Source organism: Wolbachia endosymbiont of Chironomus riparius (assembly GCF_918315375.1).
Window position 1 is genome coordinate 467,023 of record NZ_OU906733.1, and the last position, 23,596, is coordinate 490,618.

A 23,596-nucleotide genomic window follows, 5' to 3' on the forward strand; every position below is an offset into this window, starting at 1 on the left:
TATTACCTCATTCCAAAGCTTTTGAATATTTGTCATATAATAAAGTATTATTTTCAATTTTTACTCTTCTAAAATAAATCACACTCCATTACTAAAATAATATTATTTAAGAATTGTCAAATAAAAAATAAATTAAAAAAAGGTTAATACTTGCAGTGAGGGTGACGAATTATGTTAAAAAAGTGCAGGTTTATATGGTGATTTATGGAAAATCTTTGGGCAAATAGAGCAAGAGAAATCCCCTGCTCTATTGTTTTTTAGTTTACTTAAAAACCACCCATTCCACCACCACCCATAGGAGGCGAAGAATGATCATCCTTAGTTGGTACATCAACAATCATAGACTCAGTTGTAATTAATACATTTGCAACAGATATTGCTGTTTCAAAAGCGATACGAACTACTTTTGCTGGATCAATTACACCAGATGTGAATGCATTTGCATAGTTCATAGTTTCTACATTATAGATAAGTTCCTTATCATTCTGCTTAATTAGATGTTCTACTATAATAGCAGGATCAAGACCTGCATTCTTTACTAACTTTCTAATCGGAGCGCTAAGAACCTTTTTTATAACGTTAATACCTAATTGTTCTTCATCACTTATCCCTTTTAGTTTCTCAAGAGCAGATGCAGCATATAAAAGAGCAACACCACCACCAGGTACTATACCTTCTTCTATTGCAGCTCTTGTTGCATGCAATGCATCTTCAACTCTGTCTCTACGCTCTTTAACTTCCATCTCTGTTGCTCCACCAACTTTCAGTACAGCAACTCCACCTGATAATTTTGCTAAGCGTTCTCTTAGTTTTTCTTTATCATAATCAGAAGTTGAAGTTTCAATTTGAGACTTAATTTGTAAAATTCTGCTTTCTACTTCCTTAGATCCATTGTTTTCACTAACAATCGTAGTATTATCTTTAGTAATTTTAACGTTTTTAGCAGTACCAAGATCTCCAAGGGTAATATCTTCCATCTTAATTCCCAACTCATCTTTTATGACATACTTAGCACCAGTTAATGTTGCTATGTCCTCAAGCATCTCCTTTCTTCTATCACCAAAACCTGGTACTTTTACTGCAGCAACCTTCAACCCACCACGCAATTTATTTATTACTAAAGTGCTTAACGCTTCACCTTCAACATCTTCTGCAATAATTAGTAAGGGCTTTCCAGATTTAACAACAGCTTCTAGAATAGGAAGTATCGGTTGTATAATATTAAGTTTTTTCTCTGTGATTAAAAGGTATGGATCATCAAGCTCTGCTATCATTTTTTCATTATTTGTAACAAAGTATGGTGAAAGATAACCACGGTCAAATTGCATACCGGTAGTAAGCTCAACTTCTAATTCCTTAGAACCTTTACTTTCTTCAACAGTAATCACGCCCTCTTTTCCAACTTTCTTAACAGAATCAGCTATACTATTTCCTATATCTTTATCACCATTTGCAGAAATTATGGCAACTTGCGCAACTTCATCAATTTTTTCTAAAGAAATTGTTCGTGACATTGATAAAATCTCTTTCAAGACGACATCTTTTGCCTTTAGCATACCATTTTTAATACCAACACGATCACTACCTGCAGCTATCGGCTTTGAAGCTTCCATTACCATGTTACTAGTTAATATGGAACAAGTTGTTGTACCATCACCAACTTTATCGTTACACTGAGAACAACTTTGAGAAAAGATACTTGCTATTGCATTATTCAATGGTTCTTCAGGCTTTATACTTTTCATCACCTTATAACCGTCTTTTGTAATTTCTGGCGCTCCATAAGGTTTACTAATCCCTACAGTTAATCCTTTCGGTCCACCAGTTATTCCTACTGTTGAATCTACTAATCCTGCAATTTCACGAACAGCTTTCTGCAATTGTTCTCCTGATACTACTATATTACTCGTCATTTTTATCACCTCTCATTAATAAAAAACATATAAAAAAAATACTTTGATTGTACAATATAAAACTCACTTTATTATGATAGCTATTATATCAGACTCTTTCATAACAATGAATTTTTCACCATCATGCTCTATTTCCGTACCTGCCCATTGACGATATAAAACTTTATCACCAACTTTTACAGTAAGGGGAAGACGCACACCTTCTGAGTTACGTGCACCCTCACCTATAACTATCACTTCACCTTTTGTTGGTTTCTTTTCAGCATTTGATGGAAGCATAATTCCACCTTGCTTTTCTTCATTAATAGACTTTATTAATACACTATCATCTAATAGTTTTAAATTTGGATTTGACATTTATTTCTCCTCATATAACAAACTAATCTATAAAACTTATATAATACTTATAAATTAGATTTCAAGTGTTGGAGTTTGAGAAATATACAAGTAGTAAATCTTATAAAATAAGAAAATATTCTGTAAATTAGCTATAAAATATGTACTTTATACTGATGCTACTAAAACTATCATTTAAGCCGATTTCATTCGATGAATATAGTAAAATTATCGTATTTAAAACTACTTTTCTTAGAAATGATTTATATTAATTTACAAATTTGATTTATTTTTCTAAAGTATTAAGTGATGTTTTGGGTGACATTTTGTGACAATATCAATCTTAGGTGCCGGTGCATGGGGTACAGCAATTGCAATTTCATTGAGTAGAAAGCAAAATGTGATTCTGTGGACAAATAATAAACTTACAATTAATTCAATAAATGAAAAAAAGGAGAGCAACAAACTACCTGGCTGTTTTATTCCTGATAACGTATTAATAAAATCTTCAATTGAAGAGATAACTAGTAGTGCATCATTTATAATCATAGCTACTCCTACTCAATCTTTAAGAGAAACATGCCAACAATTGCATTATTGCAAGATACAAAAAAATATACCTATTATTATAGCTTGTAAAGGAATAGAGAAATCCTCATTAAGCTTACCTAGTGAAATAGTAAAAGAGATTCTACCTAATAATCATATTGCTATATTTTCAGGACCTAGTTTTGCTATAGAAGTTGCAAAAAAACTACCTTATTCAATGGTTCTTGCTTGTCAAGATACTACGTTAGGTTTAAAATTGATCTCAGAATTACAACAAGAAAATGTTAAGCTACATCTAAGTAATGATATTATAGGTGTACAAATCTGTGCAGCGCTGAAAAACGTTTTTGCCATAGCTTGTGGAATTATTTTAGGCAAAAAACTTGGATGTAATGCTCATGCAGCACTAATAACAAAAAGCATGAATGAAATTAAGGATTTATATTTTATCAAAGTTGGCAAAAATAATGTAGATACTCTATTAGGACCCTCATGTTTAGGTGACTTAGTTATGACGTGTACATCCTTTAATTCAAGAAACTTATCTTTTGGGTTTAAGATAGGTAGCGAGTGTGAAATTCAAAAAATTTTACTAGAAAGTAAATCAGTGATTGAAGGTTTTAGTACTGCTCAGTCTGTATTTAATTTAGCAGCAAAGCTAAAAATTAAAATGCCAATATGTGAAGCTATTTATAAATTATTATATGAAAATGCTTCTATAGATGAAACCGTTTCTATTCTTGTAAATTGTTAAAAAACATACTATGAAGTTTATATACAAACTAATATCAACTTGGATGCTACTTGGTACTATAAAAAAAATGCCAGGCACTATAGGGAGTTTAGCTTCACTTCCTTTAGCTCCAATTATCTTAAGCAACAGCACCTTAGGCGCAGTAGTAATCTTGTTTTTATTTTTATTAGGATTATGGTCTACAAACAATTACATAAAATATTATAAAACTGTACACGATCCTAAAGAAGTCGTGATTGATGAAGTAGTAGGTCAATTGTTGACAATATTTTTATGTTCTATGTTATTGCACAATCAAGAAATGGATTATTTTTTGTTGTCTTTATGTTTTTTTTCTTTTAGATGTTTTGATATAATAAAAACATGGCCTATCAAATTTAATTGACAAACATATTAAAGGATCTTTAGGTGTTATGTTAGATGATGTTATAGCTGCATTTTCAGCTTATATTTTTATAGGGGCATTTTATTGTTTATTATATGCAAAATAAGGAAATTCGTTGTTCAGATCTGGTTACTAAAAATCTAAAAGACTACATGCTTTATGCAGCAAATTTATCTAAATGGGAAATACACGATGAATTTGACGATACTGTATTTATAATTAATGGTAGTAGAGAATTTTTGTTTAATTTTGTATTTTGTGATAATGAGTTATCTATACAAAAAACTTTAAATTATCTAAAAGCAAGAAATATACAAGCAACATGGGTATATGTAAAAAAAAGAAAAATTTTAGCAAAGTACGGCATAAAACATGTTAGTACACCAAAGAAAGCTTTGCTTAACGTAACAAATTACTTTTTACCACCTGATGTTGTTCCAAATTTAAAACTTAAGATTATAGATAATAATCAACTTTTAGAGCAATTAGATTTGTATACTTCTAAAATCTTTAATCATAACATTGGAGCTGTTAGTGAGTTTTTTCGTGGATTACCTAATGATACATCAAAATTAAGATTATTTTTTGCAACATTAAACGATGAGTTTATAGGAACGTGTGGTATTTATATTCAAGATAATGTGGCAGGCTTTTACAGTGATGGTGTTTTACCAATTTATAGAAATCAAGGCATAGGTACACAAATGGTTCTAGAAAGAATAAAAATAGCACAGAAATTTAAGTGTAAATACGCAGTAGCACATTGTATGAAGTCTTCTATTAATCTTTATGAGAGATTAGGTTTCAAAATGTTCGGTAATCTTTACTTATACACTTCTTCAGTATAATTTATACATAACTCTTTATAATCAGAGTATTCATATTTATTTTAAAAGCGCCATGTTTTTCCTATATGAGGTACTTTCAGTATTAATTTTAGTATTATTTTTTTCTTTCTTATTCTCGATTAAAGATTCATGATAAAATCAAAATCTAGAAAATGAAAATGTCATAATTAATAATCTAATCGATACTATAGATGATGGATTTTATGTCTGGGATTCAAAAAAACGTATAGAAAAGTTTTCACCCAATTTACTAATTTCATTAAACACAGTTTTTTACTCATTTAACGAATTTGTAAATTTTTTTGAACAGTCAGAAGGCTTAGTTAAAAATTTTACTGAAGCAAAAAAGATAAATAAATCTTTCACTATAGATTTAAAAGCAAAAGAAAGTGAAATTTATTGTATATGTCATGGTAAAAGCATAATAGATTATTCTAATAATGTGATTGGTGTCCTATTATGGGTAAGAAATATCTCAAATTATGAGATAAGATCCAATGAACTTAAACTAGAAAACAAAAAATTAGTCAAAGAAATAGAGAATTATAAGGATATTTTTAACTCTTTATCATATCCAATACTAAAGTACAATAAGTATCAAAAAGTAAAATTTTATAATCTGTTCTACCACAAACATATAAACAATTCTCAAAGATTAGCTATCACTAAAATTGTTTATAATGAAAAATCAGAAAAATATATAACAATTTATGGAAACGAGCGTAAAATTTTTAATTTTATTAAAGTTTCAATACAAGGTTCTGATGAAATAGTTGTATACGGGCAAGACATTAGCAATGAAGAAAAATTACGTACTAAATTGAATAATCATCTAGTTACATATAAAATGTTACTTGAAGACTTACCAGTAGCCATTGTAATATATAATAAAAGTCAGAAAATTACATTCTATAACAACACTTTTATAAGAATTTTTCAACTTGATCACAAATTTCTTAAATCTCGTCCAACTTATTATGAAATTATGTCTTATCTTTTCGAATCCAAAAAACTTTTAAAAAAAGAGGATTTTCAAGTTATAACTGAGAAAAGAGATACTTTATTTAAAGAACTATTTGAATCATATAATAACACGTTACATCTAACAAATGGAAAATTACTTAAGGTATTAACTATAAATTATGCTTCAGAAGGTTTACTTTTTTCCTACACAGAATGCAAAAAATCTTAAACTCATTCTTATGCTTTATTTATCATAAGCTGCTTAATTTTAACTATTGCTTTTGCTGGATTCAGTCCCCTTAGGACAAGTTTTTGTACAGTTCATTATTGTATGACAACGATATAATTTAAATGTATCATTCAAATCATCAAGACGTTCATCTGTTTTATTATCACGACTATCAACTATCCACCTATATGCTTGTAATAACACTGCTGGACCTAAATATTTATCACTATTCCACCAATAACTTGGACAACTGGTAGAGCAACAGGCACATAATATACAGTCTGAAAGACCATCCAATTTTTCCCTCTCTTCAGGGGATTGAATGTATTCTTTCTCTTTCACTGAAGCTTCATCAGTTTGCAACCAAGGTTTAATCGTTTTGTACTGCTCATAGAAATTACTTAAGTCTGGTACTCAGATCTTTTATTACATACATATGAGGTAGTGGATATATCTTGATATCCCCTTTTATATCCTTGATAGATTTAGTACATGCTAGAGTATTAGTTCCATCTATATTCATGGCACAGGAACCGCATATTCCCTCTCTACAAGAACGTCTAAAAGTTAAACTTGAATCGATCTCATCTTTTATTTTTATCAGTACATCAAGGACCATAGTACCGCAGTCATCCATATCAATAAAAAATGTATCAATTCTTGGATTTTTTATATCATCAGGAGACCAGCGATAAATTTCAAATTTTCGAACATTCTTTTTTCCAACAGGAGTAGAATAAATTTTACCTTTTTTATTAATTTTAGAATTCTTTGGTAAAGAAAGTTGCACCATACTTTCGTATTATAAGATTAAAAACACTCTCATAATAGCATATACTTTAATATTATCACTATATTTTTCTTTACTTTTCATTCGCTTCCTTAATTGTTTACTATATATTTACTTGACAATTAATTATTATTTAGTTAATATATTAATATTAGATTTATTAGTAAGAGGTTTCGATGTTGAATAAAAAGAGAAATAATGTATTAAAGCAAGATAAAGTTGGTGAGGACTTTGAAATGGTTCAAAAGCAGCAGATAAAAGAAGATGTAGAAAATATAGGTCTTAGTTTTGAAGATTTATCAAGTGATTCATATACATATAAAAAACTAGGTTTGAAAGCTGGGGAATATGTAGCTACGTATCTTCCTGAGCTCTTCAGTGGTGCTTCTAAGATCGCAAGTTATATAGGCGATTACTCAGGAAAAACAAGTGATTGCATGAATCAAGCAAAACATGAAGATAAGAATTTGGTGGTTTGTGTTTTGGGAAACTATCTTTTCTGCAGTTAGTGTTATAGCAATTGTAGGTAGCTTTGCTTCTGAACAAGTCTATAAAGTAGTACGCCCTCTAGGTGATTGTGTATCCAGTAATTTGAAAAAATATACACAATGCTGAGGGATATCGACATACTCAGGCTATGATGCAAGGATGTTCTCAATAATACTTCATACATATAGAGCTTTTCTTGTTATGATATTTGATGCAAATAAAGTGCACACATATAGCTCATTTAACAATAGATCTGCTGCGAATAAGGAAGGCAACGTTTAGAGTTTAGAGTTTAGGGTATGGAGTTAGGAAAAAGCATTAAGAAGTAAGGTTAAAAACCATGAGTTAAATTGATAATTCCGGCAACAATATTAAATCTCATGTTATATTTTCTCTGAAAATTGCGATAAATATGTGACATTATCTTAAATATTTTATCTCCCTGATCTTGGTTTCACTCGCATTCCGAACGATGCCAGCTGTGCTCCTTTTCTATCAGATATTCAACTACTTCTTTATGATTATCTAGACTAGCCAAGTGTAAACAAGTGTTTCCATATTAATCTATAGTAGCATTAACATTCGTTCCTTTTTTTATTAGATCTCGAACTTCTGTAATATCACCTTTTTTTGCAGCATTAAATAACTGTTCTTGTGGCAACTATGAGTAAAGTTATCTAAATTTAGTTTTTATATACCAAGTGAACACGGTAAAAGATTTGCATAAATTCGCTATTATCAGTAGCATGTTAGTAAGTTTTTATAGGAAATAATATGCCGTCTGTTACTTTTATTCTACCTGATGGAAGAAAAAAAAATTATGAAGCTTCGGAAGGTGAAACTTTACTTAATTTAGCTCATAGAAGCGATCCAGATTTGTTAGAAGGTGCATGTGAGGGTTCTCTAGCTTGTTCTACATGTCACGTAATTGTTGATCCTGAGTTTTATGATACTTTAGAAAAATGTAATCCTATATCTGATGAAGAAAATGACATGCTAGATTTAGCATTCGGCTTAACAGAAACTTCAAGGCTTGGATGTCAGATTAAACTCACAAACGATATTAATGGTATATGTGTTACAATACCAAGAGTCACAAGAAATATATCATTAGATAAACAAGAAAAAGACTGATTATGCGCAAGATTTTTATCTATTTTACTATCTCTTTATTTTTTTTGATTCCTACTGTGTACTGTGGCTTTTGGTATTTTGCTTCATGGAAGGCAAGAAGTTTATTCGTAAAGGTAGTATCGAATATTCTTGATGAAGAGTCTAAAATTTCATACGATAAAAGAGGATTTCCTTCAAACCTTATATTTCAAATCAAAAATCCAAAATTTTCTAATGAAAAATTAACGATCTCATCCGAAGGTTTATCAGTAAAAAACAGGTTATTTGATAAATCATTACATATTTATATACCAAGTAATAAAATTGACATAGTTATTAATAATAACGAAAAAAGCTCAATAAACTGCAATATAAACAGCAAAAGCCATTTTATCGTTAAATTAAACAATTTACCATTTTCATCTCAATTTAGTGAAAATAATATTCTAGTAGACTATATAAATACTCTAATATACAAAGATTATGGGCTAAAATGTGATATTTTATATGGTTCAGAAAGTAATAAAAGTATTATTACTGAAGTAAATGAGAAAGCTAACTATGTTAAATTTAAATTTAATAAGAAATCTGATGAAAATTTTTTATTAGGATTTGATTTTTATTTATATCGTTTCAAAGATACTACAAATCCTGAAAAACTATTTTAATTTTAATGTCGATTTTAATTACGAATTCTTTAACAAGATTTCTGCTTCTAAAATTAACTTTGACATAAAAAGGTTTTTAATTAAGAGTAATGATTTTTCTGTCACTGTAAGTGGAGGAATATATGATTATAATTTAGTTACGTCTTCATTTAAAGATAAGATTCATGTAGATATATCAAATTACAAAAAATTATTGCCACTTATGATTGATACAAGGTCTAATATAAGTGCGTTTCAAGAGTTATTATTTTCTCTGTCAGACAAGATTAGCGATAATCATCTTCAATTTACAATAAGATATGATGACAATTTGGAATCAGTTTTATAGGAAATTTACCTATCGATGATTTTATTAACAAAGTTAATAAACTTACTGAAGATGAGAGAAGCTATTAAATTGCTTATTATTTTAATTATTTATACAGAAGTAAATACTTTTGTGTTAGATGATAAACTGGAAGATGCAAATATGGAAAAGCGAGCTATCGATTTATTTAAAATAATAAAGTGTCCAATATGCTCTGGAGAAACGCTTTCTGAATCTGCTGCTCATGACATACGTAAAGCAATCCGTAATAAAATTAATGATGGGTATACCGATCAACAAATTATCTCAGAGTTGAAAGGTATTTATGGTAACTCAATTATAATTGTTCCACCTATAAGAGTAGTACTTATTTTTTATGGTATATACCATTAATTACATTATTTGTTGGTTGTATTTTTATATACCAAATAATTCGTTAATGAGAGTGGAAATATATTGACTTTATTTACAATATTAGCTTTAAACCAGTAGAATATATTTCTTAAAATATGCACTTCTTCCGTTTCAAATCATTTGCTTTTTTATTATTTTACTTTTTATTTTTTTCATTATCTTCAGAGTCATACGCAGAATTTACTCCATTACCAAGGAGAAAAAAGCATCTAAATTCTGTTGTTGAACAACCTAGAAAAATAATTGAAATGCATAAAGAAAATTTTCTTGATAAAGATGAACCCATTCCAAAAAGGAAAAAAAATATACATACTTATAAACCTATAGAAAAAAAACGAATTAAAAAATAAAGTAGAAAATTTTAATGATCGAAATGATAAATTAATTATTGCAGAAATTACTAACTTGATACGAAATAAGCTGACAAAATGCTGGAATATTACTGATAACCTAGCTTATGAAAAAGGTTTTAATATAAAAATTAATATATTATTATCTACTCAAGGAGAAGTAGTAATGACAGATATAGCAGACAGTGAATCTTATCGACATAATTCACTTTTTAGGTCAGTTGCAGATAGTGCAATGCGCGCAATTTATAAATGTAGCCCTTTTAACTTGCCTAAAGAGCATTACCATATTTGGCGTGAAATAATTTTAGACTTTATTCTATAGCTCTTGGTAAAATTTTATGATACATATGAGAAAAAACTAAAATAGATCTTGATTCTTGGCAATAAAAGCTTTCACAAAAGGGTGCATATTTTTACTTGTATTGAAAAATTTATCAATAATCATAAAATTTCTCTTAATTCTCTTACATGACCAAGTTCTATTATCTCAATGTCATGAGAAGAATAATTGCCATTTTTAGGCATTATTGCTTTTTTAAATCCAAGTTTTTGTGCTTCCTTTAGTCTTAAATCTGCATGTGAAATATTTCTAATTTCGCCTGAAAGTGCAACCTCACCGCATATTATTGAAAATGTAGGTAATGGTAAGTTAATTACACTTGAAATTAAAGAGGCAGCGACAGCAAGATCAGCTGAAGGTTCTTGTATTCTCAATCCTCCTGCAATATTCAGGTATATTTCTTTATTCTGTAGAAATATTTTACAACGAGCATTTAATACAGCAATAATCATAGCTAGGCGATTAATATCCCATCCAACTACTGCTCTTCTTGGAGCTGCCATATAAGTTTCGGCTATTAATGACTGTACTTCCATAAGAATAGGTCTTGATCCCTCAACTCCTGCAAAAACTGCACTTCCTACAACTTCTCTATCATGTGCCATAATAAACAGTGATGATGGATTATTAACGGGTAATAATCCCATTTCAGACATCTCAAAAACGCCAATTTCATTTGCAGGTCCAAACCTATTTTTAATAGAACGCAAAATACGATATTGATTGTTATTTTCACCTTCAAAATATAAAACTGTATCGACCATATGCTCCAAAGTTTTTGGTCCAGCTATTTGTCCGTCTTTAGTAATATGACCAACTATTAAAAGAGAAAACCCATATTGTTTAGCCATAATAGTTAATTCATGAGCACAAGAGCGAACTTGAGTTACAGTACCTGGTGCTGATGTAATACTACTGTCATAAATAGTTTGTATAGAATCAATAATTACAAATTTGATCTTTTTATTATCTTTTATTGCTTTTATTACATCAGAAAGAGAAACAGTGGATAATAACTTTATGTTAGTTGCATTAATTTGAAGACGTTTTGCTCGTAAACTTACCTGCTCTAAAGATTCTTCACCAGAAACATAAAGACATTCACAAAAAGAAAGTTGTGCTGCAATTTTAAGCAAAAGAGTTGATTTACCAACTCCAGGTTCACCGCCAATTAAAATACTAGCACCTTGAACTATTCCTCCGCCAAAAACTCTATCGAGTTCTTCTATTCCGGTTAAAAAACGTTTTGGTGTAATAATTTCATCAAAAGATAAGACTTTTGCTTGAGTAATAGATATATTTTTCTTATCAAACTTTTCTTCAATAATCGTGTTCCAACCATTACATGAAATACACTTACCTACCCACTTACCCGTACTATGACCACAAGTCTGACATACGTATATTGTCTTCATTTATATCTTAATTTGCTCCTGGCTGTGCTTGTGATTTACATGATAATGCTTTCTCAATTTCTTGTTTAATTGTTTTAGCTATATCAGGGTCAAGTTTATTTATCAAAGGGTCGTCAATATTTGGAATTTCATCATTTGTTACTTTTTCGATAAATTTTGGAATTTCTCCTACTTTAATTTCACCTAGAATAGGCTTTATTACTGCATGACCTGCTGAACCTTTACTGTAAGTCATATTACTTTTATCAATACAACCACCTGCACCATATTCATTAGCCTTAATATTACTGTTACATTTATTTACTTTTTTATATTTTATTTTACCAGTTTTTATATATGCTACTTGATTGTCTTGAGTAGAATTCACATCATCTCCTCTTACAATTTTTTCTTTCACTTTTAATCTAGACTGATGAATGATTGTTTTAATATCTTTCATATTACCGTATATTTTTTGTCTACCTCCACCTGCAACTGTAATTAATTCCTTGCAGTTACGTCCCGTATCATCTTCACACATTTCTATTATTGTCGGACCTCCGTCCTTATTTGATAGTGCTTCCTCTTGATTACCACCACCTTCTGTAACTTTAACTTTGATTAAAGGATAATTGAGATCGATTTTTAATTTAGCTTTAATATAGTCACCTGGCATTCCTAATCTACTTTCTTGAGAGTGAGCTTTATTTTTTATATGACCTGCTTCGCCACCTCCCCAAGCCTCTATTTCAACATATTTATAATTTGATAAATCATCCGTGTATTCAGCACTACCTGAAAGAGCATAAATTTTACTATGAGAACCTTCTAGTGCTGTCTTTTTAGCCTTTAATTGTGCTAGTATTGTTTCATTTAATTTCTTCTTTAATTCTTGTAAGTCAAATTTACATAATTTTTCAGGGTAAAACACCTCTGCTCTATTTACTCTTACAGGAACTTCTTGTGATTCAACTTTATCATCTTTTCCCACTACTCTTCGCAAGAAAAACGGTTGATTGTTATCTTTTCTAACGTACCTAGTGTAACGATAATTATTATCCTTAATACAACCATCATCTCCAGGCTTGCATGCTTCTTTATATTCTGAATCTATTAACTTATATACTATTCTACATTCATCGCTATCCTTTTTCTTATCTAGTTCCTCATCTTTTTCGACAATGCACATGTTTCTTCCTTCATTATCTTTAGGAATGATAATATAGCCTTTTTTATCAAATACTATATCATTCAATTGATCCTGAGAGTGTTCTAAAATGTTGTTTATTTTATCAAGAGGAAAATAGTACATCTGTTTTGACTCTTTTGAATAAACTGTATTGTACTTAGCATAAGTAGCACTCATCAATTTTAGTGGTATCATTTCACCTTCTCTTTCCAACATAAATTCTTCAGGTTCCGGTTGCCAACCTGAAGCACAAAGCATTTTTCCTTGATCTTTGATCTCTTTCTCTTTATATTGAAATTCTGTTTTGATATGTCCTGTAGAATCTAATTCACATTTTCCGTTTAAAATCTCACACTTTGAATCAATAGCGGGAACGCAACCATATCTCTGTAGAATTTGAAATTCTTTATTTTTACTTAATATGTTCTTTAACGTTTCATCAAGGGTGTTATTGATTGTTTTGTTCATTTCTGGCTTCACTACTTTCAAAGAAATGTGGCCTATTTTTTTAGGGCGAGTATTAATACTAAAAGTACAACTTTTATTACCTCCATTATAATTTCCACCAATTAATCTTACACATATTTTTTCACTCATTTTCATTTGTATTTCTAGTGTATTATTACCTACTACTTGTAATACTTCAGGATGTGGCGCTGGTGGTGAAGGAAAACAACGAGTAAATTGTAAATTTTTTTCATTTACTCCTTGGTTTCCATAATATTCAGCACATAGTTCTCCTTCTTTTTTATAAGTTTTAAAATAAAAAATATTACCATCCTTATCTTTAATATGTTGTTCCGGATATTCGTCTCTAATATGTAAATCTATTTTGCTCTCCCCACCAACCATTACACCTATTCTAGGATCGAAATAATCGTTATCATTTATACTGATAGGAACAATTCTCACCTGTGGTAATGAACACTCAAGTTGATCGCAAAATGGAGGAGGACCTGGTAAAAGGGAAATAGGAGCACATTTTATTTTTTGTTGTCTACCATCCCATTCACAAGTATCACATACATTCTCCATATCTCCAGGACGGAAAATATTTTCTCCTGAAACTACTCTAGAAAACCACGCAGAAATACCGCTCATACATGCTCCCTTCTGAGTACAGGCACATATTTTTGGAGACTTGGCAAATTTCTTTTTGTCTTTCTCCTCTACACCATTTGCCCATTCCCATTCAAGAGTTTGAGCTATTTTACTACCAATTACTGTCTTATCCCCTTCCCAATCAATAAAGACTGCTGCAGAAACCCCTGCTCCACTACCTTGTGTTCCGTATATATTGTGACATGATGTTCCACCATATAACTCACTACAATTTTCTCCTTCATAATCACAAACTTTAATCCTTGGATTAAAGTTACCATAAATTCCTTGATCTTTTACTGCTTCTACTCTGATATACTGTAATACTTTTTCATCAAAAGCTAAGTTGCTCCATTCGAGTATAAAGAAATTTGCTGCTCCTTTACCTGTTTGATTAGCTGCAATTTCAAGTGCAGTATTACTTTTAACAAGCGGAGGACAATCAGCATTTCCTTGATAAGCAAATAATAAAAATATTAAAAATCTAAGATTTACACTTTTCATAAAACACAGGTAACCATTCATTAACTTGTTCTCCTTTTTCTTTTATTGCTTCATACATGTACTGTATACTATCTTTATTAGCTGAAAGAACATGTGTTTCTTGCATGTTTTTCAAATCTAAATTTAAAGTTACTAATCCCCTATATTGTTTTATCAAGAATAAACCTTCCTGTATCGGTGTTTGAAGAACTGTGTTTAATTCTTCTCTTGATAAAGAAAATGCTTTCATATATAACCTATTTGCATTAATATCAGGCATCAATATTCTTGTATCAATATGTTTATCTAAATACTGAGTAAATTTGCTTGCAAATGCCAGGTTTAAGTTTTCTGTGCTTAAAATTACCACAACATTTAACTCAGTCATCCTTTTCATCCAATTGTCAAATTCTTCCTCCGTAGCAAATATATTACTTATTTCCCAAGCTTCATCTAGCACAAGTATTGCAGGTGAACCATCACATCTTATCTCAAAAGAATATAAAAAATAGTAAAGTATAACGGACATGCATTCTTTGTATTGTATTAGATTTGTAGTATTAATAGATATAATTTTTGTTTCCCAATGAATATCTGACATATCACCATCTCTTAGAAGATATGCAAACTTCCCATCACCAAGCCACTTACTTATATTTCCTTCAAGGAGTTTAAGCACCTCAGAAATTTGTGAGATAGAGCGTGATTCTCTTGGTATCATAAATATAGAATGCACTATTTTTTTTATTTTTTCTTCTGTTTCTTGTGATAATAATCCACCTACCATTCTCTTTATTAATTCACACAGCATACTACGATTAGCTATATTATCATCAACATTTAGCGGATTAAATTTTAAGCTTTGATCTTTATATTTTGAATCTACTATATAATATTTACCGCCTACCGCTTTGGTAAAAATCACTGATTTTCCTGTATTGTCAAATATAATTATTCTTGGATTAAATTTTCTTGATTCGGACAATAGAAAATTAATTAGTGAAGTTCTGCCCGAACTTGGAGCTCCAATGATGGTAGTATGGCCATTGTTTTTTTTTCCATGAAAATTAAAAAAATAAGGATTTCCTTTTTTTGAAAAAAAAATTGTTACCGCTTCTCCCCACCTACCTCCCTTTAACATTCCTGATGTAAAGTTGTGCAACATAGCGAAACTACAAGCATACTGTATTAATATACTCTTTAAGTTTGTAATAAAAGTAAAATTACCTGGAAGCTGTGACCAAAAATGATCCTCCATGTGTAAGTCAGTTCTAAATGTCATCAAACCAACAACTGATGTTATAGATGATAAATTAATAATGTTTTGAACTAACTTCTTTTTGTCATCTGCAAAGACTAAGAAGATAATTTTCTGTTGGCAAAAGTTTATACTAGAATTATTTTCCAGCATTACTATTTTTTCTATTTCTGAATTTTTAAGCAAATTATTATCTTCACTAATCTGTAGTATATCAACTTGCTTTTTAAATTCCTTGATTGACTTGTTAAAAAATAAAATTATTTCTGTTATAATAAACTCAAAATCAAGTTGCAAGTATTGATCTATACTATCAAGAGAAACTTCCCTATATTCTTTTATACAAAAGATAGAACAAAATTTTTGTTGATCTTCAAATATTGTTCGAAATGTATTAAAACCAAAATCTACTTTAAGTTCACTAACAAATTGTGACAAATCACTTTCAGATATTTCACAATTTTTATATTTTAGTGTAACAATATAATTAAGAAATTCTATAATTTCAGAATACACTCTATCCTGATGAAACCTTAAACCTAGTTTTTTTGCTCCAAAAGGTTCTAAGTCATCCTTAATTAAGTCAGTTACTTTCTTTAATTCTTGATGTTTTTTTTGTAATAATAACTTATGCTTTTTTTTTATGTAGTTAAAAGAAAATGAATTTTTAATATGTTCATTACAATTACTGAATAATATTACTAAGTATAATTCATTGATATACTGTAATTTGCTACTAGTTATCTTATTAATCCAAGTTGAATATAATTGATCAGAAAAATCTTTAGTACTTTGCCACTTTAAATCAATTTTGCTATTTCTTCTAACAGTATGAATCCAAATAGTAAAGTATGTATTGTTAATGTTTTTTGATATACTTTTTCTGATCTCAGTTCTCAGATCACTATAATTACTGATAGAAGAATAATCTTCTAATTTAATTATCTTTAGTAATTCTCCTTGTTTAGTTAATATAGTTTCTTCGTCGTAGTGACAAGCGTAAGGGAAAAAATCTAAGTTGATCTTTTCTGTTGATGTTGTCAATGTTGAGATATTTTTTTTTTCAGGCTTATATCCCATATGCAGTGCTTTTGTTTGGATAAAACATAAACTTGATCACTTATACTTTATTAAAATAATCCAAAATATTTTAAATAACACTAATTCTCTGGGTGATTTTTATCATTTTTATCATTTTTATCATTTTTTTCCTTATTAAAAAGGTTAGATTTTAAATATATACTTTTTTGTAAGTCAAGCTTTTCTTTCACATAAACAATTAACTTTTCTGTGTTACCAAACATCATGAATAATACACCTAAAATTATTATGAATATGATAAGACCTCTAAAGATTAAAGCAGTAAGTATTAAAGCGACAGCCCCCCCTATAATTGTAGAAGGACTCATCTTATCAATACTACTTGACAATGAAGAAAAGAAGTTTCGCACTGATCCTTCTACATCTTTCCACTCGCTATCGACTGAGCTTGTATTACCATAATTTGGTAAAAAAACAAAAATCACAAAAAATAGAATTATTAAAATTTTATTCAATCGAACAAACATTAAGCAGACACCTCTTTAATCAGAGCAAATTATAACAACTTTTGTATCAACATACAATTCTTGTTTTTATTTTACATCAATGAGTAATATATATATTTCATGTTTTCCTTAATTTTATATTAAGAGGGATTTATTAGTTTGTGAAGTAGATTGTTCCCAACCAAGTAAATCATTCAACTTAGCATTAACTGTATTCAAAACTTCCTTGCCTTTATTTGTTGTTAATGCAAATACTGAAGCCAAAAAAATCACCGTTCCCAATGCTAAAAATATAATACCTAATTCACAATTACTTGTAGCGTATAATAAAATAGCACCACTAATTAACAATGATGTTGTAATTATTATACCAGGGGGCATATTTTCTTCTTCCTTAGTTTCAGAATTAGTTAAAATTGAATTTACACTTTCTGTGCTTAGTGAACGATAAAATGACGCACTACTTTTCATTGATAAACAACTACTTGTTTCTTCAAAGTTACATGTAATTTGTTGATTCTCCATATCAGTAGTATTTGAATCTTCAGTATCTGCTGACAGAACATCATAAACTTCTGTTTCATTGCTATTTTTTAAAGATGGTACTATAACTTCATCAGTAAACTCTTCTTTGAGTTGTTTAAAACCTCCAAAAATTCCTTTATCAGCAATAATACCTTTCTCAACAGCTGGAGAAGATTTTTTTCTCGATTTCTTTGATGTTATTCTAAGTAGTGACTTTATTTTCTTCACAATTTGCATAGAATTCCCTATAAAAATAAAATTTAATATTGTTTCTTTAATATTAATTTTCTATTTAATTTTGTTTAAAAAGATTATAAATCTTATTGCCAATATAGGCATAATAAATAAAAATTCTACTATATACCCACAATATAAAGGAGATATTTAGAGGAAAAAATCACTTACCATGAGTTTTAATTTTTATAAATAACCGTCTTCTCTGTTCTAGAATCAACTTTTAATAAAAAATATATAATTTTAATCTGGGTTAAGAAAAAAAGCTAAAATGATAGTAAAAACATGATAAAATCAGTAAATATTTGCAATATAATATGTTTATTGCAATTTTCAAATTATACTGCCCTTAATAAGCTAAGGGCAGTATTTATCTTTATTTAAAATTTTACCCCACTTCTTTTGTTAATTTTTCTTCTTTAGTTACTTCTTCCATAGATGATCTAGGGTTTATGAAAAGATATTCTTGTAACTTTCTACATTTATCCACATTTTTCAAATCAGTAGAAAACTCAACTGAATATTGATTCAAAATTTTCTTGAAATTAGCAATTTCCCTCTTCGATGGGCAATGTGAAAATTTCGACAATTCACTTTTAAAGAAATATATAACTTTACCATTTAGGACATCAGATCCTTGTCCTATGAAAACTGTTGTTTTAGATAAAAATTCGTTTACCATATTGCGGACTTTTATATAGGAAGGAAATTTACTTACCTCAGCTATCATATGATTTAAAGTTTCTGTGTATAATTCTACTGATTTTGAGAGTGCTTCTCTTGCAATGAGATCAGCTTCTTTATATTTATTATTGAGAATATCAATTTCACAGTTATAATTACTTTCAAATTTTATCATTTCTTTATTAACACTCAAAGTGCCATCCTCTTTTTTAATAAATTCAATTGTTTTAAGAAGTAAGGTTTATAATTGAATATATTTATTAAAGAAAATCATGAACATTTACACTTACCAAAATATAAAATTATAAAGGAAGGTTATCGTGTTTTTTCCATGGCTTTATTATTTTTTTATTTTTTAGTAATTCCAGCGCTCTATAAAGATGATATCTTGTTTTACTTGGTATGATTATATCATCAATATATCCATGCGATGCTGCAAAAAATGGATTAGCAAATTTTTCTTTATATTCTTTTATTAATGTTTGCTGATCTTTCTCATTTTTAAATATAATTTCAACTGCACTTTCAGGTCCCATTACAGCTATTTCAGCACTTGGCCAAGCATAATTTATATCACCTTTTAAATGTTTTGAGCTCATTACAATATATGCACCACCATATGCTTTTCTAGTAATCAAACTAATCTTTGGCACAGTTGCCTCAGCATAAGCGTAAATCAACTTTGCTCCATGTTGTATTATGTTGTTATATTCTTGGCTTGTACCTGGAAGAAATCCTGGCACGTCAATTAATGTAATAATAGGAATGTTAAATGCATCACAAAACCTAATAAATCTTGCAGCTTTTCTTGAAGAATCAATATCTAAACACCCTGCAAGCTCCATAGGTTGATTCGCAACTATACCAACAGTATTACCACCTAATCTGCCAAAACCGGTTATAATATTGCGTGCAAAATCAGGTTTTAATTCAAAAAATTTTCTTTTATCGCAAATTTTTTCAATAAGTTCATGCATATCATAAGGAGTATTGGAATGAATCGGAATAAGAGTATTCAAAGATTCATCAATATCAATCACAGAATCACAACTTGGTATTGACTGAGGTATTTCTAAATTATTTGATGGTAAAAAAGTAAAAAATTTACGTACTTGTAATAACATTTCAACATCATTACTGAATGCACAATCTGCAACTCCTGTTCTGCTTGTATGAATTTTGGCTCCACCAAGGCTTTCATGAGTAACATCTTCATAAGTAACCTTTTTAACTACATCAGGTCCAGTAATAAACATATAAGAACTATCTTTTACCATAAATGTAAAATCAGTTAATGCTGGAGAATAAACAGCACCACCAGCACATGGTCCCATAATTAGAGAAATTTGAGGTATTACTCCCGATGCGTCGACATTTCTTTGAAAAATTTCCCCATAACCTGCGAGGGAATTTACTCCTTCTTGAATTCTTGCCCCTCCAGAATCATTTAATCCTATGACTGGAACTTTAGCATTGACTGCCATATCAATAATTTTACATATCTTTTTTGCATGAGATTGACCAAGTGATCCACCAAAAATAGTGAAATCCTGAGAATAAACAAAAACTTTTCTACCAAAAATAGTTCCATGGCCAGTAATCACTCCATCACCAAAAAAATTGGTATTTTGCATACCAAAATTAGTTGAGTGGTGCTTTACAAATTTATCGTATTCTTCAAATGAATTTTCGTCGAGTAATATACTAAGTCTTTCTCTAGCGGTTAATTTCCCCTTTTCATGCTGTTTTTTAATTTTAACAGAACCACCTCCCTTTTCAGCTTCTAATATTTCATTTTTTAGGTCATCTAATGCTGTTAAATTTTGCATATTACATAAGTAACTTTTTATTAATAAAAAGTATACATCACTTTTTTAAGCTTATAAAGATCAGATTTTTAATATCTAAAATCAATATCTAAGACAAGTTTTATATTAAGGTTATTAACTTTATTAACCTTATAAATTACTGTTATAAATCGGATGGGCTTAAGCAAGAAAAATTCTGCTACTAAAAAAGTTTTTTAGCTTATGATAAGGATATTTTTCACAATATTTTGCATATTATTTTGAATATCTAGTTTATATCCTCAAAATATCTTATGTCTCTTTTTTGTTTTTTTCTGTATTCACTAGCTCTACAGTACATTCATAAATGAACATCTTACCGCAATAGGGACAAGCTATATCTTCTATTTCTTCTCCCATATCTAGATATATCATAGGATGACCTGAGCTTATATCATCTTCATCACCATGGCAGCAAACTTGCTTGTTTTTAACCTTTACTTCTGACAATGTATTCATTTGAATAAAATATTATGTATAGTATATTCCATTAAAAATATAAAAACAATAGACATTATTTTTTATCCTGCATAAATTTTACAAGCTCTTTTTGAACACCTTTAGGTACAAATTTACTTACTTCCCCCTTGAGTTTTGCTATTTCTTTAACAAAGCTTGATGAAATAAATTGAGTGTCCTCAGAAGCTGGAAGAAAAATAGTCTCAATTTCAGGAAGAAGTTTATAATTGACCCAGCTCATCTGAAATTCATAGTCAAAATCTGAAATTGCTCTTAATCCTCGTATTATTACAGAAGCTCCTTGTTCTTTTGCAAAGTTTATAAGCAGTCCATTAAAAGATATGACACTTGCATCAATTTTTAATTCACTAATCTCATTTTGAACCATTTTTGTACGCAACATAATATTAAAAGTGGAATCTTTGTTTATATTTTCTGCAACTCCTATAATTAATTTATCAACTAATTTGCATGCTCTTTTTATTATATCAACGTGACCAAAGGTAATAGGATCAAACGTCCCTGGATAAATTCCTATTTTTTGTCTACTATTCACCCCGAATTTTAAATTACTCTTGAAACTTTTAATAGACATAATAACATTTTTTATTTAAAAATAAAAGTATATCATAGGCCTGATAGCTCAGTCGGTAGAGCAAAGGACTGAAAATCCTTGTGTCGCCAGTTCGATTCTGGCTCAGGCCACATTTTTCATTAGCTTTAATTTTATTGCAATATCTTATGCTTATGCTATAATTCTTGTATATATTATATAGTGTTTTGGCTATGTCATTTAAATCTTACAATAAAGTATTTAGTTTTATATTAATAATGTTATTATTTGGTAATGATATTACTCATGCGTACTCTTATAAAGCTGAATCACAAATAAAAAATAATGACATTGTTGTTGGTATACTAAAAACAGAAAAAGAAACGTACCCAAAAGAGCTTGGACTTTCTCAGAACATTTATGAGATGTTTAATAACTTTGGAGTTAAAACTATACTAATTGATTATAACAAGTTAATTAACCTAAAAAAAATTAATGAAGAATCTATTTATTTTGCAAAACAAGATAAAATTCTTGCACAAAAATTGACTTTAGACCGGATAAAATTTGAAGTTGAAAGGTTTATTAAAGAACACAAAATAAACAGGATATTCATTCCTGGCAATTATTATAATTTACATTCAGAGCCCTTCCACCCACTCCTTGTCGTCAAATTGTAACAGAGGCAATTGTAAGAATAGTAGATGATAACCCTTCAATTCACCTATTAGGTATCTGTGGTGGTTTACAAGGAATTATGCATTCAAAAGGAATAGAGGTAATTCGTGTTTCTGATATGGTTGATGATGAGAAAAAACAAAAATCTCATCTAAAATCTGCTCCTAATCCACAAATAGAAAATGTTTCTCTACAACAGATAAAAATTGTACCAAATAGCCGATTAGCAGAGCTAGTATCTAAATTTTTAACTCCTGATGAAAATGGGTGGTTTTCAGCATGCTTTCCTGATGCTCATTCAGGGGCGGTGAATAACAGTTATGAAAATAGAAGGAAAATTGAACTACTAGGTTATAAAGTTGTTGGATTTGCTAATGATGGAATAATAGAAGCTATTGAAGATAAACATGGAAATATTCATTTTCAAAGTCACCCAGAAGCTCTTGTTGTAAGATCAGATAAAAATTTTTATTTATCTGAAAACAAGGAGCGAAAAATATCAACCTTAGTTGCAATTTCAATAATACATGATTTTCTTTACCGCAGTTAGATATTATTATAGTTAACTAATTTATAGTGAAGAAGACAATATTAAAAGAAAATATTTTTCTAATGTGATTGATTTTAGCACTATAACGTATATTTATGAAAATTGTAAATTACTATTTTCAAGTAAGTGGAATTACAATACTACTTGCTATTAAGTATTTATATTTAGATGTGCATAAAATTGACCAAAGAGAATAATATTACTCTCACGCAGTAAACTATTTTATAGAAAATATTTTTTCTGCACTTTAAACATTAGATACAAAAAATACAAATACACAGCTATATTCGTATATACATTAAATAATATTTCATAACTATATCATATAATTTTACTTTACGTTTTCTCATAAGCAGAAAATATTTTTTATTTAAATATATTATTATTAATCTAATAAATAGATTTTTATAAATGAAAACACCTTATTTTTTTAACATATTAATATTTATTCTTCTTTAATATTAATAATTTAAAATGTCAAATAGTTATTTTAGGGTTTTAATTGTGATGGTAATTTTTCTAATAGTATCTTGCTTTTACTATTAATATCTAAATCATATATTATAAATTATTTATTGATTTCTTTTAAAGGAAGAATTATATTGGTATATACAATTTAAAATTGTAAAATAATAATTAGCTT

Annotated in this window: 20 protein-coding genes, 1 tRNA gene and 5 pseudogenes; 12 read left to right on the forward strand and 14 right to left on the reverse strand. The window is 29.1% G+C overall.

Going from position 1 to position 23,596, the window contains the following annotated elements; genetic code table 11:
* Positions 1-266: 266 nt before the first annotated feature.
* Together groL and NL275_RS02215 are read right to left on the reverse strand one after the other, a co-directional pair.
* The gene (gene groL / locus NL275_RS02210) at positions 267-1,913 is read right to left on the reverse strand and encodes a chaperonin GroEL (RefSeq protein WP_253299887.1); all 1,647 of its coding nucleotides are present in this window, start codon (positions 1,911-1,913) and stop codon (positions 267-269) included.
* 63 nt (positions 1,914-1,976) lie between these two features.
* Positions 1,977-2,270 carry a co-chaperone GroES gene (locus NL275_RS02215; protein ID WP_253299888.1) on the reverse strand — a complete coding sequence of 98 codons (294 nt, stop codon included), beginning with the start codon at positions 2,268-2,270 and terminating at the stop codon, positions 1,977-1,979.
* Between the two features lie 307 nt (positions 2,271-2,577).
* Here NL275_RS02215 and NL275_RS02220 point away from each other — a divergent pair, with 307 nt between their 5' ends.
* From NL275_RS02220 to NL275_RS02235, 4 genes and pseudogenes are all read left to right on the forward strand, one after another.
* Positions 2,578-3,552 (forward strand): NAD(P)H-dependent glycerol-3-phosphate dehydrogenase, encoded by a 975-nt coding sequence (locus NL275_RS02220; protein ID WP_253299889.1) that lies wholly within the window; start codon positions 2,578-2,580, stop codon positions 3,550-3,552.
* Positions 3,553-3,562: 10 nt separating this feature from the next.
* Positions 3,563-4,043, forward strand: a pseudogene (locus tag NL275_RS02225) (phosphatidylglycerophosphatase A family protein).
* Entirely contained in the window at positions 4,033-4,785 is a 753-nt protein-coding gene (locus NL275_RS02230) for a GNAT family N-acetyltransferase (RefSeq protein WP_253299890.1), read from the forward strand. Before NL275_RS02225 ends, NL275_RS02230 begins: the two are co-directional and overlap by 11 nt.
* A 442-nt stretch (positions 4,786-5,227) precedes the next feature.
* Positions 5,228-5,977: a PAS domain-containing protein gene (locus NL275_RS02235; RefSeq protein ID WP_253299891.1), complete on the forward strand. Its 750-nt coding sequence runs from the start codon at positions 5,228-5,230 to the stop codon at positions 5,975-5,977.
* A gap of 8 nt (positions 5,978-5,985) precedes the next feature.
* Here the strand turns inward: NL275_RS02235 and NL275_RS02240 are convergent.
* Positions 5,986-6,770: pseudogene (locus NL275_RS02240) on the reverse strand (succinate dehydrogenase iron-sulfur subunit).
* Positions 6,771-6,943: 173 nt separating this feature from the next.
* Here NL275_RS02240 and NL275_RS02245 point away from each other — a divergent pair.
* The gene (locus NL275_RS02245; RefSeq protein WP_253299892.1) at positions 6,944-7,276 is read left to right on the forward strand and encodes a hypothetical protein; all 333 of its coding nucleotides are present in this window, start codon (positions 6,944-6,946) and stop codon (positions 7,274-7,276) included.
* Between the two features lie 311 nt (positions 7,277-7,587).
* Here the strand turns inward: NL275_RS02245 and NL275_RS02250 are convergent.
* Positions 7,588-7,727: pseudogene (locus NL275_RS02250) on the reverse strand (IS5/IS1182 family transposase); the annotation flags it as partial.
* Positions 7,711-7,794, reverse strand: a complete 84-nt coding sequence (locus tag NL275_RS02735) for a hypothetical protein (protein ID WP_370107222.1) — start codon at positions 7,792-7,794, stop codon at positions 7,711-7,713. The pseudogene NL275_RS02250 and the gene NL275_RS02735, both read right to left, overlap by 17 nt.
* A gap of 236 nt (positions 7,795-8,030) precedes the next feature.
* Here NL275_RS02735 and NL275_RS02255 point away from each other — a divergent pair, with 236 nt between their 5' ends.
* The 5 genes from NL275_RS02255 (at position 8,031) to NL275_RS02275 (ending at position 10,433) form a co-directional block, all read left to right on the forward strand.
* Positions 8,031-8,390: a ferredoxin family 2Fe-2S iron-sulfur cluster binding protein gene (locus NL275_RS02255; protein WP_253299893.1), complete on the forward strand. Its 360-nt coding sequence runs from the start codon at positions 8,031-8,033 to the stop codon at positions 8,388-8,390.
* Between the two features lie 56 nt (positions 8,391-8,446).
* Positions 8,447-9,037 (forward strand): hypothetical protein, encoded by a 591-nt coding sequence (locus tag NL275_RS02260; RefSeq protein ID WP_253299894.1) that lies wholly within the window; start codon positions 8,447-8,449, stop codon positions 9,035-9,037.
* 343 nt (positions 9,038-9,380) lie between these two features.
* Entirely contained in the window at positions 9,381-9,737 is a 357-nt protein-coding gene (locus NL275_RS02265; RefSeq protein ID WP_253299895.1) for a cytochrome c-type biogenesis protein, read from the forward strand.
* A gap of 116 nt (positions 9,738-9,853) precedes the next feature.
* Positions 9,854-10,108: a hypothetical protein gene (locus NL275_RS02270; protein ID WP_253299896.1), complete on the forward strand. Its 255-nt coding sequence runs from the start codon at positions 9,854-9,856 to the stop codon at positions 10,106-10,108.
* 55 nt (positions 10,109-10,163) lie between these two features.
* Positions 10,164-10,433: a hypothetical protein gene (locus tag NL275_RS02275; RefSeq protein ID WP_253299897.1), complete on the forward strand. Its 270-nt coding sequence runs from the start codon at positions 10,164-10,166 to the stop codon at positions 10,431-10,433.
* Between the two features lie 119 nt (positions 10,434-10,552).
* On the opposite strand, the gene radA is transcribed toward NL275_RS02275, so the two are convergent.
* The 9 genes and pseudogenes from radA to coaD form a co-directional block, all read right to left on the reverse strand.
* Positions 10,553-11,866 carry a DNA repair protein RadA gene (gene radA, locus NL275_RS02280; RefSeq protein WP_253299898.1) on the reverse strand — a complete coding sequence of 438 codons (1,314 nt, stop codon included), beginning with the start codon at positions 11,864-11,866 and terminating at the stop codon, positions 10,553-10,555.
* Positions 11,867-11,873: 7 nt separating this feature from the next.
* Positions 11,874-14,639, reverse strand: a complete 2,766-nt coding sequence (locus tag NL275_RS02285; RefSeq protein ID WP_253299899.1) for a hypothetical protein — start codon at positions 14,637-14,639, stop codon at positions 11,874-11,876.
* Positions 14,620-16,956, reverse strand: a complete 2,337-nt coding sequence (locus NL275_RS02290) for a VirB4 family type IV secretion/conjugal transfer ATPase (RefSeq protein WP_253299900.1) — start codon at positions 16,954-16,956, stop codon at positions 14,620-14,622. The genes NL275_RS02285 and NL275_RS02290 overlap by 20 nt, the downstream gene beginning before the upstream one ends.
* Positions 16,957-17,036: 80 nt before the next feature.
* A complete protein-coding gene (locus NL275_RS02295) occupies positions 17,037-17,402 on the reverse strand; it encodes a hypothetical protein (protein WP_253299901.1) in 366 nt (121 codons plus the stop codon).
* 156 nt (positions 17,403-17,558) lie between these two features.
* The gene (locus tag NL275_RS02300; RefSeq protein WP_253299902.1) at positions 17,559-18,176 is read right to left on the reverse strand and encodes a hypothetical protein; all 618 of its coding nucleotides are present in this window, start codon (positions 18,174-18,176) and stop codon (positions 17,559-17,561) included.
* Between the two features lie 394 nt (positions 18,177-18,570).
* Complete coding sequence (locus NL275_RS02305; RefSeq protein WP_253299903.1) at positions 18,571-19,059, reverse strand: hypothetical protein; 489 nt, start codon at positions 19,057-19,059, stop codon at positions 18,571-18,573.
* A 109-nt stretch (positions 19,060-19,168) separates the two neighbouring features.
* Positions 19,169-20,695 (reverse strand): acyl-CoA carboxylase subunit beta, encoded by a 1,527-nt coding sequence (locus tag NL275_RS02310; protein WP_253299904.1) that lies wholly within the window; start codon positions 20,693-20,695, stop codon positions 19,169-19,171.
* 270 nt (positions 20,696-20,965) lie between these two features.
* The gene (locus NL275_RS02315; protein WP_253299905.1) at positions 20,966-21,172 is read right to left on the reverse strand and encodes a zinc-finger domain-containing protein; all 207 of its coding nucleotides are present in this window, start codon (positions 21,170-21,172) and stop codon (positions 20,966-20,968) included.
* Between the two features lie 12 nt (positions 21,173-21,184).
* Positions 21,185-21,728: pseudogene (gene coaD / locus NL275_RS02320) on the reverse strand (pantetheine-phosphate adenylyltransferase).
* Positions 21,729-21,804: 76 nt separating this feature from the next.
* Here coaD and NL275_RS02325 point away from each other — a divergent pair.
* Positions 21,805-21,877: transfer RNA gene (locus NL275_RS02325), tRNA-Phe, on the forward strand.
* Positions 21,878-21,958: 81 nt separating this feature from the next.
* Positions 21,959-22,953, forward strand: a pseudogene (locus tag NL275_RS02330) (gamma-glutamyl-gamma-aminobutyrate hydrolase family protein).
* Positions 22,954-23,596 lie beyond the last annotated feature (643 nt).